Here is a 15222-nt window from a genome sequence, read left to right on the forward strand (position 1 = left end):
CCAGTGCGGATCAACATCCCGCAACTGGCCGGAAAACCATTAATTATACACAAAGACGATGACTTGCCGCAAAAAGCCGGGTGAATGGCTATAGATAAGGGCGGGATGCGGGGAATTCCCCAAAACACCGCAAGGCGAGTCGGCGAACGGGCGGGCGAGATCGGAAAGACTGGGCCGTCAAAATGGAACAAGGCCGGCGATTTTGTCGCCGGCCCCGCCAAGATTGTATTTGTTATGGGTACTGCCTGATTTGCGCCGTATCTTCGGCTGCGCCCACGCAGGGCTGTCTCCTCACCTGCATGCCGGGCATTATGCATGCTGTAGGAAGCTGTGACACCTAGGGAATGCACCTAGTATTCGCCAAGTCGTCGGCATCCGCATCGAAGGGCCTGAAATTCTTGAAATCCCAATCCCGCCCGGGCGCCGACTGGATCAGTTCACGCGTGTAATCCTCGCAGGGCCGCGGGATGATGTCCTGCGGGGCGCCCTGCTCGATGATGCGGCCGTTCTGCAGGACGACGATGCGATCCGAGATCTTCGTCGCCACGCGCAAGTCGTGTGTAATGAACAGGATGGCGATCCGGGTGCGCTGCTTGATTTCAGCCAGCAATTCCAGCACTTGACTCTGTACCGTCACGTCCAGGGCGGACGTGGCCTCATCGGCGATGAGGATTTCTGGCTCCATCACGATCGCGCGCGCCAGGCACAGACGCTGCCGCTGGCCACCCGAGAACTGGTGCGGGTATCGGTCGAGCACGTCCTCCTCCAACCCGACGACACCCAGCACCTTGGCGATCTTCGCCCTGGCCTCGCGGACGGGCATCCCGAAATTGACCAGGCCCTCCATGAGCGACGCGGCCACCCGCCGCCGCGGATTCAGCGACCGATTGGGATCCTGGAAGACGATCTGGATCCTGCGGCGGATATCGCGCGGCCGCTTGCGGGAGGCGTCCTCCAGGCTGCGGTCCCCCAGCCTGATACTGCCCGTCCACCCATGGATCAGGCCGACGACACAGCGAGCCAAGGTGGATTTTCCTGAGCCGGACTCGCCGACGACGCCGACGATTTCGTCACGCTTGATGTCCAGGCTGATGTCCTTCAGCGCGCTCACCATGCGGCCTTTGCCGAACCCGAACACGGGTTTGCGCCCATAACTCATGGACACGCCCTCGATGGATAGGGCGACCTCGGTCTTGGGCGCCTTGCGGGCCGGCGGACGAATGCCGGGAACGGAGGACACCAGCTCTCGGGTATAGGCTTGCACCGGATTCGAGAGAATCTGCCGCCGGTCCCCTCTTTCGACGGCAACCCCATGATGCATCACCAGGATACGGTCGGCGATCTCCGCCACGACGCCGAAATCGTGCGTGATGAAGATGACGGATGTCCCGTGGACTTTTTGCAGCCGCTTCATCAGGTAGAGGATCTGCTTTTGCGTGGTGACATCCAGCGCGGTGGTCGGCTCGTCGGCGATCAACACCTTGGGCTCGAGGATTAGCGCCATGGCAATCACCACGCGCTGCCGCTGGCCGCCGGAGAGCTCATGCGGGTAGCGCCGGCACATCCCCACGGGGTCGGGAAAATCGACCTCGGTCAGCATCCGGATGATGATTTCCCTGCGCTGCGCGGCCGGTATGCGGCGATGGATGCGTATCACTTCGTCGAGCTGATCGCCGATGCGCTGAATCGGATTCAAGGCCGTCATCGGCTCCTGGAACACCATCGACATGGTGGTCGCGCGCAGGGCGAGAATATCCGTATACGGCACGCTTGCCAGGTCCCGGCCATTGAGCAGGATCGTGCCCGAGGTCAGCCGCAACGAGTCGGGCGGCAGCAGCCCCATGATCGAAAAGACCGTCACGGACTTGCCCGACCCGGATTCGCCGACGATGCACAGGGTCTCCGATTCGTGGACATCGAACGACACGGATTGCAGGATGGCCCTGGGATCCGATGCCGAGACCGTTTCGACATTCAGATCGCGGACCGACAGCACCACTTTGGACGATATATTTTCCATGCCGTCAATTCCTCGCCGCAAGCCTCGGATCCAGAGCGTCCCGCGCCGCATCCCCAATGATGTTGATGGCCAGGATACTCAAGGACAGTACGATGCCGGGATACAGGACCAGCCCGGGCAGCAATTGAAAGTAGCTGCGCCCCTGGGCCACGATATTCCCCCAGGAGGGGACTTCGGGCGGAACGCCGGCGCCCAGAAAGCTGAGGATGGCCTCCAGCAGCACGGCATGCGCAAAAATGAACGTCCCCTGGACAATCAGGGGCGCGACCGCATTGGGCAGCATGTGACGCAGGATCACCTTGGGGGCGGGCGTGCCCAGGGTGACGGCCGCCTCGACATAAGGCTCGACCCGCACGCTCAGCATGACGCTGCGCACCAGCCGCGTGACCCGGGGGATTTCCGGTATGGCGATCCCGATGATGACGGTGCCCATGCTGGCGCCCGAGAGCGACACGAGGGCGATGGCCAGCAAGACGGCGGGAATGGCCATGATGCCGTCCATGGTGCGCATGATCGGGCCGTCCAGCGCCCGGAAGTAGCCGGCGACCGCCCCAAGCAACACACCGGCGACAATGCATACGCCCAGCACCCCGATGCCGACCAGCAAGGAAACGCGCGAGCCATAAATGATCCTGGAATACAGGTCGCGCCCGAGGTCGTCCGTGCCCAGCCAATGCGCCACGGAGGGACCTTGCAGGCGCTCGACCGCGTCGATGTACGTCGGGTCCTGGGTCCAGAGCCAGGGCGCGAATATCGCCATCAGCACCACCAGCAGGAATGTCGCCACGGCAAACTGGTTGGACCAGCTTGCCAGGAAGACGTGCAGATTGCTTTTTCGGGCCATGCTGACTCGCTGAAAAGGAAACCGGATCCGTCGCTACGACTCGATGCGCGGATCGATGATGAGATACAGAATATCCACGACCAGGTTGATGAGAATGTCGAACAGGGACAGCAGAATGATCATCGCCTGGATGACCGGAAAGTCCCGCGCCTGTATCGCATCCAGCACCAGCCGCCCCAACCCGGGTATATTGAAGACCGTCTCGATCACCGCCAGTCCGGCAATCAGGATGGTGGCCACGATGCCGATGATGGTCAGGATCGGCACCGAGGCATTGGGCAAGGCGTGCCGCATCAGGACCCGGCTTTCTTTCAGACCCTTGGCGCGCGCCGTGCGGATGTAATCCTCGCCCAGCGTATCGATCACGCTGGAGCGCACGAACCGCGCGACCAGGGCCACGTAGACAGTCGACAAGGCGGCAACGGGCAGCACCATGTGCTGGAAGTGCGCCCAGATCCCTTTTTGCAAGGGCTCATAGCCCTGGACAGGCAACCAGTCGAGCTCGATCGAGAAAATGAAAATCAGGATATACGCGGTGATGAAGGACGGCATCGAAAACCCGATGACGGACCCGAGCGACACCCCTTTGTCGATCCATTGCCCACGCTTCCAGGCGGCCAGGACACCGGTCGGCAGCGAAATCAGCAAGACGAACAGTATCGTGTACAGCGTCAGGGCGATGGTGGGGCCCATGCGATTGAGCAGCAGCTCCTGCACCGGCAGGCCCGAAATCAGGGACGTGCCGAAATCCCCGTGCATCAGATCACCAACCCAACGGTAGAACTGGACGGCGATCGGCTGATCCAGCCCCATCTGCTGGCGGATCAGCTCGATCTGCTGCACCGTCGCGCCATCACCCGCAATAATGGACGCGGGGTCGCCCGGCGTGAGCCTGATCACGGCGAATACGACGACGGCCACTACCACCACCACGGGGATGGTGGCCGCTAACCGTCTGAGGATGGCGATGAGCACGCGTTACCCGCCGACTTTTTCAATGTTCCAGTAAACGGCGGCAGGCGTCTTCAGGATGCCCTTGACCGAGTTGCCCGCGGCGCCCACATTCGTCCACTGTCCCAGGGGCACGAAGATGACATTTTCGATCTCCAGCTTCTGGATCTGGGCCGCCAGGGCTTTCTGCTCGGTGAAGTCCCCCGACGTGGTGAACTTATAGCGCAGGTCTTCGATCTCTTTGTTGCTGGGCCAGCCGAACCACGCCTTGTCGCCATTGGTGGCAACCGCAAAGTGGGCCAGCGGCGTCGTGAGGTCCGCCATGCCCGCGTTCGTGGTCAGAATGCTCCAGCCTCCGTCTTCGACGGGTTTGCGCGATGTCCGGCGCACCAGTTCCGACTGCCAGTCCATGGCCTGCAACTCCACGTTGAAACCGACATCCCGCAACTGCTGGGCAATGACGGGGGTGTAGGATCCGCCACCCGTCGGATAGTCGGTCGGTTGCATGATCACGACCTTTTCGCCCTTGTAGCTGGATTCCTTCAGGAGCTGCTTTGCTTTTTCCGGATCGGCATTGATCACGGCATCGACGCCCTCGGAAGACTCCAGCGGCTCGCCGCATCCGAAGATCGCCCCGCACAGCCGGTAATACCGCTTGTCGCCGATATCCACCTTCATGATCTGCGCCTGTCCAATGGCGGCCAGGGCGGCCTGGCGAGTGAGTTTGTCGTTGAACGGCGGCTGGATGTGATTCATGCGCATCAGCGCCTGACCACCCTGCAGCTCGTTCGGTATGACATTGATGTTCTTGTCCTTTTCCAGCAAGGGCAACAAGTCATAGTCCACTCGCTCGATATAGTCGACCTCGCCATTCTTGAGCGCATTGATGGCCGTGAACGAGTCCGGCATCGAGCGCCACACCACCTTGTCGACCTTGACGACGTGGCCACCCGCCAGGCCGTCCGCGGGCTCCTTGCGCGGCACGTAGTCTTCGTTCTTGGCAAACTCGGCCGACACTCCCGGCACGTACTTGTCCCGCACGAACTTGAAGGGGCCCGAACCGATGGACTCGGTAATCGCCTTGCTGCCCGGTGTCTTGGCGACGCGCTCCGGCATCATGAAGGCGGGGCTCGTGCTCTTCTTTGCCAGCCCCCGCAGGACCAGATCGGTCGGCATGCTGAAGCTCATCTTGAATGTCTTGTCGTCGACCGCCTCCATCGAGGTCGTCAGCGACGCCATGACCTGGCCCGCCTTGTCCAGGGACGCCCAGCGCGTGATGGAAGCCAGGCAGTCCGCCGAGGTGACCGGCGTGCCATCGTGCCATTTCAATCCGTCGCGCAGGACGAAGGTGTAGGTCTTGCCGTCATCCGAGACCTCCCACTTCTCGAGCATTTGCGGCTGGATTTTGCCTTTGGAGTCATAGCTCAACAGCGTGTCGTACACCATATAGCCGTAATTGCGGATGATGTGCGCCGTGGTGATGACCGGATCGAGCGATCGCAGCGGGGATTGGGGAACGACTGTCAGCGTCGTGGCGGCGAGGGCGGACGTGGACAGGCCCAGCGGTATGACAACCAGCAACCCTCGGGCGAGCGCCTTGAGCCCCAGGGATGGTCTTGCGGATAACTGCTTTGCTGCTCCTTTCATTTTGGTCTCCTCTGACGCAGGATCGCGCCTCGTTATCATGCATTTGACATCTGTCGCGAACCGTCGCTGGTCAGACCGTGACGGCCTTCCAAAACATGTATCCCGCCAGCACCAGCAGCAGGTAGGCGAACGTGGTGCGCAGCTGGTTCACGTTCATGGTGTGGGCCATACGCGCACCGTAGGGCGCGCTCAGGACGCTGGTGAGCGCCACGCACGCCATTGCGGGTAGGAAAATGAACCCCAGGCTGCCGGCGGGCAGCGACTGGATGCCCCAGCCCTGGTGGATGTTGCTCAAGGTGCCCGACAGGGCGATCGGAAAACCCATCACCGCGGACGTCGCCACGGCATTGTGTATGCGCACGCCGCGCCAGCCCAGAAACGGCACCGTGATAAAGCCCCCGCCCGCGCCCACCAGCCCCGACAGGGTGCCGATGCCCAGCCCCGCGGCGGTCATCCCGGCGGCCCCCGGCAGGTTCCCGACCTGGCTTCCCGGTTTCTTTTTTTTCAGCATCTTCAGTGCCGAAAAGATCACGAAAACGCCGAACAGTCCGGCCAGATACCGCGTGTTCAAGCCCGCGGCGATGATGGGCCCGATCCATGATCCGATGATGACCCCGGGTATCAGCAGCAAGGCCACCGGCCACAAGATCGCGCCTCTCTTGTGATGGGCGTAGACGCTGGACATCGACGTAAAAAAGATGATGGACAGGGAGGTCGCGATCGCCATGTGCACGATGTGGGCTGGCGGAAAGCCTTCGTGGGAAAAAATGATCGTCAGCAGCGGCACGAGTATCATGCCGCCACCGATCCCCAACAGGCCCGCGGCAAAGCCGGTGGCGGCCCCCAGAATGAGCAATAGGACGACGAGGCTGGGACTGATCATCGCCAGCGGCCTCAATAGCCCAGGGCCACGCCGTCGCGGCGCGGATCCGTGCCCGCGACATAAGCGCCGTTTTCCCGCCGCTGAATGATCTGCCCCGAGCCGAAATCCAGACTGTCGGCCGGCTGTACCTCCACCGAATGGCCCAGTGCGCTCAGGGCGTCGGCCACGGCCGTGGGCACCGCGGACTCCAGCGTGATGCTGGCGCCGGGTTGAATGCGGAAGCGGGGCGCATCGAGGGCCGCCTGCGGATTGTGTTGCAGGTCCACGAGCTGCTGCACGACCTGCACATGGCCTTGCGCCTGCATGTTTCCGCCCATCACGCCAAAACCGGCGACGGGCTGCCCGCGCCTGCTGAGGAAGCCGGGAATGATCGTGTGCAGGGGTCGCTTGCCGGGGCCGACCTGGTTGAAATGGCCGGCCGCGAGCGAAAAATCGCGGCCACGGTTATGCAGTGCGATGCCGGTGTCCGGCACGACCACCCCGGAGCCGAAGCCCTTATAGTTGGATTGAATATACGAGACCATCATGCCACTCGCGTCGGCGGTCGTCAGGTAGACGGTTCCGCTGTTGCGCGGAATGCCGGGGGTCGGCCCCCCCGCCCTGCCCGGATCGATCAGCCGTGCGCGCCGCGCCAGGTAATCGGGCTGCAGCAGGTCGGCCGTCATCGAACCCATGGCGGACGGCTCGCCCACATAGGCATACAGATCGGCGAAAGCGAGCTTCAGCGCCTCGATCGGCAGGTGAAACAGCCGGGCCGCATCGTCCAGGCCGCGCGCGGGCTCGAGCGTGTCCAGCATGCCCAATGCCATGAGGGCGGCAATCCCCTGCCCGTTGGGGGGGATTTCATGCACGACGTAGCCATCGCGATACGGCACCGAGATGGGCTCCACCCATTCGTTGACATGCGCAACCAGATCAGCGCGGCGCAAGGCGCCCCCCGTTTCTTGCGCAAAGGCCGCGATGCGGTCCGCCAGCTCGCCCTCATAGAAATCCCGCCCCATGGTCTGGGCGATGCGCTCGAGGGTGCGGGCCTGGGCGGGAAACCGCCACTGCTCGCCCGCGCGCGGCGCCTTCCCGTCGCGCAGGAAAGCCTGTGCGAACCCGGGTTGCGATCCGAGGACCTCCACCTGCTCGGCCCATTGGCGCGCAATCACTGGCGACACATAGTATCCGTTCTCGGCATAGGCGATGGCAGGCGTGAAAAGATCACTGAAAGGCAGCTTGCCAAACCGCCGGGACAGATCCGCCCAGCCGGCGACCTGCCCCGGCACCGTGACGGTGTCCCAGCCGATCAAGGGCATCGCATCCCGGCCCGCGAACCGGTCCGGCGTCCAGGTGGCGGGCGCACGCCCCGACGCATTCAGGCCATGCAGACGACCCTGATCCCATACGAGGACGAAGGCGTCGCCGCCGATGCCGTTCATCGTGGGCTCGACCACGGTCAGCGCAATGGCGGCCGCCAACGCGGCATCCACGGCGTTCCCGCCGAGCAGCAGCATGCGCAGCCCGGCCTGCGCGGCCAAAGGCTGCGAGGTGGCGACGGCATTCGACGCCAATACGGGCATGCGCGCACTGCGATAAGGGAAGTCCCAAAAAGCATCGGCGGACACTGTGATCTCCTGGAGTGGATGTCTTGCACACCTAAAGGGCGATGCGGGGCGGCGGCGAACCATGATCCTGCGAAAGCCGTCATGCGATCCTGCGAGAGCGATATCGTACCATTTCAGACCATACTGTCAATTGGTCCTTATCGTATGGATAACCCTTATCCTCTTAAGACTCGTCGCATAGAAGGTTTCGCGCAATGCGTCAGGGTGCTAAATTGGTGCCATTAAGGTATCATTCGATTGAGAATAAGGATTCAGCAATGGCTCAATCTCCCCCGCTTGGCACGCTTGCCGAAACCGTGATGAGGCAATTGCGCGACAAGATCGATATGCTGGACGCCGTGGGGGCCGACAGACTCCCCCCCGAACGAACGCTGGCTCTGGAACTCGGAGTCAGCCGACGGGTCATACGGCAGGCGCTCGCCTCTCTGGAGGCCGACGGGCAAATCGCGCGCGCGCGCGGCCGCGGTCGCGGCACCATCATCGTCCGCCCCCCGTCCCCGGGCTCGGTCCGGGAACACGCGCCCTCCGAGGACGATGCGAACGACCTGAAGCGCTACACCAGTCCGCTGGAGCTCATGGAAACCCGCCTGGCCCTGGAACCCGCCATCGCCGCGCTCGCCGCCACCCATGCGTCATCGCGGGATCTGGAGGACCTGCGCATGTATCTGGAAAAAAGCCGGACGGCTCAGGACCACAGTGTCTGGGAACGCTGGGATGGGGCCATGCACAAGGCCATCGGGCGCTCGACGTACAACGGCATGCTGATGCGTTTTTCCGACATGCTGGACGAAGCGCGCAAGCAGACCGCATGGGGGCGGCTGCGCAAGGCCACCTTGACCAGCAAGCGCCAGCAGCTCTACACCCGCCAACACGAGGAAATCCTGGCCGCCATCGCCGATCGCCACCCCGAAGAGGCCGCCAAGGCGATGCACAGGCACTTGCTGACCGTCAAGCGCACATTGATCGACCAGATCGACGATGCGCTCGCCGACACCGACGACTGATCCCGCCGCCCGCCCATGGTCGACGCGCGGGGCCGGCTCGTGGCGGCGATGACGGTACCCAGGGGCGCCCAGCCGTTGGGCTATTCCTCGACCGGCGCGTCCTTGAATCGCAACAGACGCAATGCATTGAGCGTCACGATCGCCGTCGCGCCCGAATCGGCCAGCACGGCGACCCATAGGCCGGTGAAGCCCAGGACGGTGGTGACCAGGAACGCGGCCTTGAGGGCGAGCGCAAAAGCCACATTCTGATGAATGTTCGTCATCGTCGCCCGCGACAGCGCCACCAAATGGGCGACATCGTTGACGCGGCCTTTCAGCAACGCCGCGTCGGCGGTTTCAATCGCCACGTCGGTACCGCCCCCCATGGCGATGCCGACATCGGCGGCAGCCAGCGCGGGGGCATCGTTGATGCCATCGTCCACCATGGCAACCTTGGCATTGACCTTCATTTCATTGATCAGGCGCAGCTTGTCCTGGGGCAGCAGCTCCGCCTCACAATCCATGCCCAGGCACCCGGCAATGGCCCGGGCAGTCGGGCGGTTGTCACCTGTCAACATGACCGGGCGCACACCCATCGCCTTGAGCCGGGCCACACCTTCTTGCGCATCCCGCCTGGGCTCGTCACGCAGGGCCACCAATCCGAGCGATTCCCCGGCCCCTTCATCGAACAATACCGCCACGGTTTTTCCCTCACGCTGCAACGCTTCGAGCGAGGGCCACATCGAACGCCTGCGATTCATCCGGCACTGCCGCACGCTGGATATGGCGCTCGACGAAGTGCGCACCTTGCTTCAATACCGGGACACCCCCACCGAGGACTGCGGAAATGTCAACGACCTGCTGGATGAGCATATCCATGCCGTAGAGGTGCGCGTCGAGGAGCTCATGCATCTCAAGCAGCATTTGGTCGCCTTGCGTCGGCAATGCGCCGACACGGCGCCCACGACATCCTGCGGGATCCTGCGGGCGCTGGCCGATGATTCTTGCCACACCTAGGCTCACGGCGCCACCCGGTGGCCACGAGGATTCTGTGCCAGGGTTTCTCAACTGAAAAGGCCCCGCCCCCAAAGCATGGGAAGCGGGGCCTTCACGAACCGCCACCGAATCACGGTGCGGCTCGACACATCACATATCGCCGGCCAGCGATATCGAATCTCACATATTGTCGATCATCACCTGACCGAAGCCCGAGCAGGACACCTGGGTCGCGCCCTCTAACAGGCGGGCGAAATCGTACGTGACCTTTTTCGACAGGATGGCCTTTTCCATGCTGCTGATGATCAGGTCGGCCGCCTCGGTCCAGCCCATGTGGCGCAGCATCATTTCGGCCGACAGGATCTCGGAGCCGGGGTTGACGTAGTCCTTGCCGGCGTACTTGGGCGCCGTGCCGTGCGTGGCCTCGAACATGGCGACCGAATCGGACAGGTTGGCGCCCGGGGCGATGCCGATGCCGCCGACCTGCGCGGCCAGGGCGTCGGAGATATAGTCGCCGTTGAGGTTCAGCGTGGCGATGACGTCGTATTCGGCCGGGCGCAGCAGGATCTGCTGCAGGAAGGCGTCGGCGATCACGTCCTTGACCACGATGTCACGGCCAGTCTTGGGGCTCTTGAACTTGCACCACGGGCCGCCATCGATGAGCTGGGCGCCGAATTCCTTGAGCGCCAGTTCGTAGCCCCAGTCACGAAAGCCCCCCTCGGTGAACTTCATGATGTTGCCCTTGTGGACCAGGGTGACGGTCGGGCGGTCGTTGTCGATGGCGTACTGGATCGCCTTGCGCACCAGGCGCTGGGTGCCCTCGCGCGACACAGGCTTGACGCCGATGCCGGAGGTCGCCGGAAAGCGGATCTTTTTGACGCCGAGCTTATCCTGCAGAAACTCGATGATCTGGCGGGCCTCGTCGGACTCGGCTTCGAATTCGATGCCGGCGTAGATGTCCTCGGAGTTTTCGCGGAAGATCACCATGTCGGTCTTTTCCGGCTCGCGCACGGGCGAGGGCACGCCCTTGAAATAGCGTACCGGCCGCAGGCAGACGTACAGGTCGAGTTCCTGGCGCAGGGCCACGTTCAGCGAGCGGATGCCGCCGCCCACGGGCGTGGTCAGCGGACCCTTGATCGAGACCACGTAATCGCGCACGGCGTCGAGGGTTTCCTGCGGCAGCCAGACATCGGGGCCGTAGATCTTGGTGGATTTCTCGCCGGCGTAGACTTCCATCCAGTGGATCTTGCGCTTGCCACCGTAGGCCTTGGCGACCGCTGCATCCACGACCTTGAGCATGACCGGCGTGATGTCCAGGCCCGTGCCGTCCCCCTCGATGTAGGGAATGATCGGCTGGTCGGGGATATTCAGCGAGGAATCGGCATTGACCGTGATCTTTTGGCCACTGGTCGGGACCTTGATGTGTTGATAGGACATGGATGCTCCAGTTGCTCTGAGGAGGACAAGAAGGGGGGGATTTAGTCTTATATAAGAGTTTAGCCTAAACTCGGGACCTTGATGCGCGCAAGCCCCCGATTTTACCGCCCCGGCCCCGCCACGGGCCGCCGCGCGCGACGGTAAAATGGCCGAAACACTGATTCCTGACTGCCATGTTCAATCCCACGCGCGAGCAAGTTCGCGAATTCTTCACCGAGGCCTGGCGCAAACAGCGCGGCGGCGCGGTCCTGACCCCGTTGGAAACCATGGCGGCCGACTTGATCGTCATGCACCCGGAATATCACGCGGACCTCGACGACCCCGAGGCCGCCGCGCGCGACTATCCGGTCGAGGAGGGTCGGACCAACCCTTTTCTGCACCTGTCGATGCATCTGGCCATCGCCGAGCAGGTCTCGATCGACCACCCACCCGGCATCCGGGCGGCGTGGCGCGCGCTGCTGGGGACGCGCGGCGAGCACGAGGCCGCGCACGTGGTGATGGAGGCTTTGGGCGAGGTGGTCTGGGAGGCCCAGCGCTTGGGCACGCCCTTGGACAACGACCGCTATCTGGACCTGATCCGGCGTCGCGCAACGCAGGACCGCTAGTGTCCTGTATGGATTCACCGTGCAGGACACCAGGCCCCGGCATCCCGCCGGGGCCTGTGGGCACCGCTTAACCGCTTACTTGCGGACCGCCAGCGGGGACGGCTGGCTGGCGAGCCAGGCCGAGATATTATCGATATCGGCGGGCGAGAGCTGGGCCGCCATGGCGCCCATGATCGGATTCTTGCGCACGTTCGCCGAAACGGGGGCGCCCGCCTGGCCGCGCTGGTAGGCCGTGAGGGCGTGGGCCAGATAGTCGGCATGCTGCCCGGCGAGAATCGGGTAATCGGACTGCAGCGGCGATTTGGCGTCGGCGCCGTGACAAGAGGCGCAGGTGAATTTCTGGTAGGCGGCCTGTCCGGCGGCCAAGTCCGCGGCCTGCGCGCCGGCCGTCAAGGCCAGGCAGCCGAGCAGGGCGATCGACAACTTTTTCATGGGATCCCCCGTTTTATTATTTGAGATTGGAATAGTAGGCGGCCACGTCGGCCATGTCCTGCTCGGACAGGGTCCGGGCGACGGCCTCCATCGTCGCGAACGAGCGCGCACCGCTGGCGTATTCCTTGAGGGCTGCCACGATGTAGGCGGCATTCTGCCCCGCGATCATGGGCACGTGGTACAACTCGGGATAAGCCGCCTTGTAGCCTTGTATCCCATGGCAGCCGATGCACATCGATACCTTGTCCTTGGCGGCTTGCGCATCGCCGGTCACCGGTGCGGCGTCGGCCGCCACGGCCTGCCCCGCAAACAGACAGGAAGCCATGATCGCCAGAGGACCCAGACAGCGCTCGATTTGTATTCGCAACTTCATATTGTCTCTTTGTAAGCTAGAAAAGGCCTCCGCGCTGCGCCTACGGCTTGCGGCCCTCGGGGGGCCGCGCATTGCCTTGGTACGGTCCGGCGGCGAAAAACAGCATCGAAAAGCATCATCGGCCCAAAGCCCATATGACCGATGCGGCGTGATGATTGTACGATAATTGCAACCAAGCATGCAGTCCTGAAATTTTGAACCCTATAGCAGCTCCGGCCGCCCGCCGGCGCCGGGAAGCCTTTCCGACATGAGCACAAATCCCTTGCAGCCTTCCTCCGAACGTTTCGATGGCACCGAACGCTACGTTGCCACCGATGCGCTGAAAATGGCCGTGAACGCCGCCCTTACCTTGCAACGGCCCCTGCTGGTCAAGGGCGAGCCGGGCACCGGCAAGACCCTGCTCGCCGAGGAAGTCGCCGCCGCCCTGGGCCGGCCCCTGCTGCAATGGCACATCAAGTCCACGACCAAGGCGCATCAGGGTTTATACGAATACGATGCCGTGTCACGGCTGCGCGACTCGCAGCTCGGCGAATCGTCGGTGCACGACATCCGCAACTACATCGTGCGGGGTGTGCTGTGGCAGGCCTTCGAATCCGAACGTCCCACAGTCGTGCTGATCGACGAGATCGACAAAGCGGATATCGAATTCCCCAACGATCTGCTGCGCGAGCTCGATCGGATGGAATTCCACGTCTACGAGACCCGCGAGACGATCCGCGCGCACCACCGACCGCTGATCGTCATTACCTCCAACAATGAAAAGGACCTGCCCGACGCGTTCCTGCGCCGCTGCTTCTTTCACTACATCGCCTTCCCCGACCGCGATACGCTGCACGCGATCGTCGCGGTCCACTTCCCCGACATCCGCGCCGAGATTCTCGGGACCGCGCTGGACGCCTTCTTCAAGCTGCGCGACGTTCCAGGCCTGAAGAAAAAGCCCTCCACCTCCGAGTTTCTGGACTGGCTGCGCCTGCTGCTCGCCGAATCGGTGCCGCCCTCGGCCCTGAGCGACGCCGACATCCCGCCGCTGGCTGGCGCCCTGCTCAAGAACGAACAAGATCTCAGCCTGCTGCAGCGCCTCGCCGCCATGAACCACCGCGCCCCGCGCTAAAGCGCGGGCCACCCCATGCTGATCGATTTCTTCTACCGCTTGCGCGCCGGCGGGATCCAGGTCTCGATCCAGGAGTACCTGACGCTGCTCGAGCTGCTGCGCAGCCAGGCGGCACCCCAGTCCCAGGAAGATTTCTACCACCTGGCGCGCATGGCGCTCGTCAAGGACGAGACCCTGTACGACCGCTACGACCAGATCTTCGCGGCCTTCAGCCAGGGCCTCGCGGCGCGTGCCGCCGGCGCACCCGAAGTTCCGCTGGACTGGCTGCTGCAGACCTTCCGCAAACATCTGAGCCCCGAGGAAAAGGCCGCCCTGGAGCGCCTCGGATGGGACCGGCTGATGGAACTGTTCCAACAGCGCCTGTCGGAACAGAAAGAGCGCCACGCCGGCGGCAGCAAGTGGATCGGTACCGGCGGATCGTCGCCGTTCGGCCACGGCGGCTACCACCCCGAAGGCATCCGCATCGGCGGCCCCTCGGCGGGCAACCGCAGCGCCGTCAAGGTCTGGGAGGCCCGCCAGTACCGCGATTACGATGACCGCCAGGAACTGGGCACGCGCAATTTCAAGATCGCCCTGCGGCGCCTGCGGCGCTTCGCCCGCGAGGGCGCCGCACTCGAGCTCGATATGCCGGGCACCATCCAGGGCACGGCGCAAAGCGCCGGCATGCTGGATCTGCGCTGGATGCCCGAACGGCGCAATACGGTCAAGGTGCTGATGCTGCTGGATGTGGGCGGCAGCATGGATGACCACGTCGAGCGGATCGAATCGCTGTTTTCAGCAGCCCGCAGCGAATTCCGCCACCTCGAGGTCTACTACTTCCACAACTGCCCGTACGAGTCCGTCTGGCGCGACAACCGGCGGCGCCACGAGCAGCGCATCGACACCCTCGAACTGATCCGCAGCCACAATCCGGACTGGCGTCTCATTCTGGTGGGCGACGCCTCGATGAGCCCCTACGAGCTGCTGTTTCCCGGCGGCTCGGTCGAGCACCACAACCGTGAAACCGGCGCCGCATGGCTGCAGCGCCTGCTGGCGCAATGGCCGAGCGCCGCGTGGCTCAACCCCGAGCCTTCGGGATATTGGCAATACCGGCAATCCATCGGCATCGTGCGCGAAATCATGCACGACCGCATGTTCGGCATCACCATCGACGGCCTCGAGCGGGCCATGCATCTGCTGGCGAAATAGGTGGCGGGCGGCATATGCCGGCCGCCGATACATTCCGCTTATACCTCCCAGAGAAAAAACCTGCTTTCATTCGCGTCCGCGCGCCCCTAGAATCGTTCCATCCCCCCGATTCCAGCGCGAGCCACGGCTTGCGCCCACCACA

15 protein-coding genes are annotated in these 15222 nt (G+C 63.4%); 5 read left to right on the forward strand and 10 right to left on the reverse strand.

The window, feature by feature from the left end; all coding sequences use genetic code 11:
* Nucleotides 1–337: 337 nt before the first annotated feature.
* The 6 genes from ABS761_RS12750 to ABS761_RS12775 form a co-directional block, all read right to left on the reverse strand.
* Nucleotides 338–2020 carry a dipeptide ABC transporter ATP-binding protein gene (locus tag ABS761_RS12750; protein WP_350408718.1) on the reverse strand — a complete coding sequence of 561 codons (1683 nt, stop codon included), beginning with the start codon at nucleotides 2018–2020 and terminating at the stop codon, nucleotides 338–340.
* Between the two features lie 4 nt (nucleotides 2021–2024).
* Nucleotides 2025–2864 (reverse strand): ABC transporter permease, encoded by an 840-nt coding sequence (locus tag ABS761_RS12755; RefSeq protein WP_350408719.1) that lies wholly within the window; start codon nucleotides 2862–2864, stop codon nucleotides 2025–2027.
* Between the two features lie 33 nt (nucleotides 2865–2897).
* Entirely contained in the window at nucleotides 2898–3839 is a 942-nt protein-coding gene (locus tag ABS761_RS12760; RefSeq protein WP_350408720.1) for an ABC transporter permease, read from the reverse strand.
* A gap of 3 nt (nucleotides 3840–3842) precedes the next feature.
* The gene (locus tag ABS761_RS12765) at nucleotides 3843–5462 is read right to left on the reverse strand and encodes an ABC transporter substrate-binding protein (RefSeq protein WP_350408721.1); all 1620 of its coding nucleotides are present in this window, start codon (nucleotides 5460–5462) and stop codon (nucleotides 3843–3845) included.
* Nucleotides 5463–5532: 70 nt separating this feature from the next.
* Nucleotides 5533–6345, reverse strand: coding sequence for a sulfite exporter TauE/SafE family protein (locus ABS761_RS12770; protein WP_350408722.1), 813 nt, complete (start codon nucleotides 6343–6345; stop codon nucleotides 5533–5535).
* Between the two features lie 11 nt (nucleotides 6346–6356).
* Nucleotides 6357–7910, reverse strand: a complete 1554-nt coding sequence (locus tag ABS761_RS12775; protein ID WP_350408848.1) for a gamma-glutamyltransferase family protein — start codon at nucleotides 7908–7910, stop codon at nucleotides 6357–6359.
* Between the two features lie 302 nt (nucleotides 7911–8212).
* Here ABS761_RS12775 and ABS761_RS12780 point away from each other — a divergent pair, with 302 nt between their 5' ends.
* A complete protein-coding gene (locus tag ABS761_RS12780) occupies nucleotides 8213–8959 on the forward strand; it encodes a FadR/GntR family transcriptional regulator (protein ID WP_350408723.1) in 747 nt (248 codons plus the stop codon).
* A gap of 80 nt (nucleotides 8960–9039) precedes the next feature.
* Here the strand turns inward: ABS761_RS12780 and ABS761_RS12785 are convergent, their stop codons facing one another.
* Nucleotides 9040–9699: an HAD-IC family P-type ATPase gene (locus ABS761_RS12785; RefSeq protein WP_350408724.1), complete on the reverse strand. Its 660-nt coding sequence runs from the start codon at nucleotides 9697–9699 to the stop codon at nucleotides 9040–9042.
* 22 nt (nucleotides 9700–9721) lie between these two features.
* Between ABS761_RS12785 and ABS761_RS12790 the strand changes: the two genes are divergently transcribed.
* Nucleotides 9722–9955, forward strand: coding sequence for a MerR family DNA-binding protein (locus ABS761_RS12790; RefSeq protein WP_350408725.1), 234 nt, complete (start codon nucleotides 9722–9724; stop codon nucleotides 9953–9955).
* A 159-nt stretch (nucleotides 9956–10114) separates the two neighbouring features.
* Here the strand turns inward: ABS761_RS12790 and icd are convergent, their stop codons facing one another.
* Nucleotides 10115–11371 carry an NADP-dependent isocitrate dehydrogenase gene (gene icd / locus ABS761_RS12795; protein WP_350408726.1) on the reverse strand — a complete coding sequence of 419 codons (1257 nt, stop codon included), beginning with the start codon at nucleotides 11369–11371 and terminating at the stop codon, nucleotides 10115–10117.
* Nucleotides 11372–11544: 173 nt separating this feature from the next.
* Between icd and ABS761_RS12800 the strand changes: the two genes are divergently transcribed.
* Nucleotides 11545–11976, forward strand: a complete 432-nt coding sequence (locus ABS761_RS12800; protein WP_350408727.1) for a DUF1841 family protein — start codon at nucleotides 11545–11547, stop codon at nucleotides 11974–11976.
* A 75-nt stretch (nucleotides 11977–12051) separates the two neighbouring features.
* Here the strand turns inward: ABS761_RS12800 and ABS761_RS12805 are convergent, their stop codons facing one another.
* Nucleotides 12052–12408: a c-type cytochrome gene (locus ABS761_RS12805; RefSeq protein ID WP_350408728.1), complete on the reverse strand. Its 357-nt coding sequence runs from the start codon at nucleotides 12406–12408 to the stop codon at nucleotides 12052–12054.
* Nucleotides 12409–12424: 16 nt separating this feature from the next.
* Nucleotides 12425–12781 (reverse strand): c-type cytochrome, encoded by a 357-nt coding sequence (locus ABS761_RS12810; protein WP_350408729.1) that lies wholly within the window; start codon nucleotides 12779–12781, stop codon nucleotides 12425–12427.
* Nucleotides 12782–13028: 247 nt separating this feature from the next.
* On the opposite strand from ABS761_RS12810, the gene ABS761_RS12815 reads away from it, so the two are divergent.
* Together ABS761_RS12815 and ABS761_RS12820 are read left to right on the forward strand one after the other, a co-directional pair.
* Nucleotides 13029–13892, forward strand: a complete 864-nt coding sequence (locus ABS761_RS12815; RefSeq protein WP_350408730.1) for an AAA family ATPase — start codon at nucleotides 13029–13031, stop codon at nucleotides 13890–13892.
* A 15-nt stretch (nucleotides 13893–13907) separates the two neighbouring features.
* Nucleotides 13908–15080, forward strand: a complete 1173-nt coding sequence (locus ABS761_RS12820) for a vWA domain-containing protein (RefSeq protein ID WP_350408731.1) — start codon at nucleotides 13908–13910, stop codon at nucleotides 15078–15080.
* Nucleotides 15081–15222: the final 142 nt, after the last annotated feature.

This window comes from Castellaniella sp. GW247-6E4, assembly GCF_040276065.1.
In the GTDB taxonomy this organism is placed as follows: domain Bacteria; phylum Pseudomonadota; class Gammaproteobacteria; order Burkholderiales; family Burkholderiaceae_B; genus Castellaniella.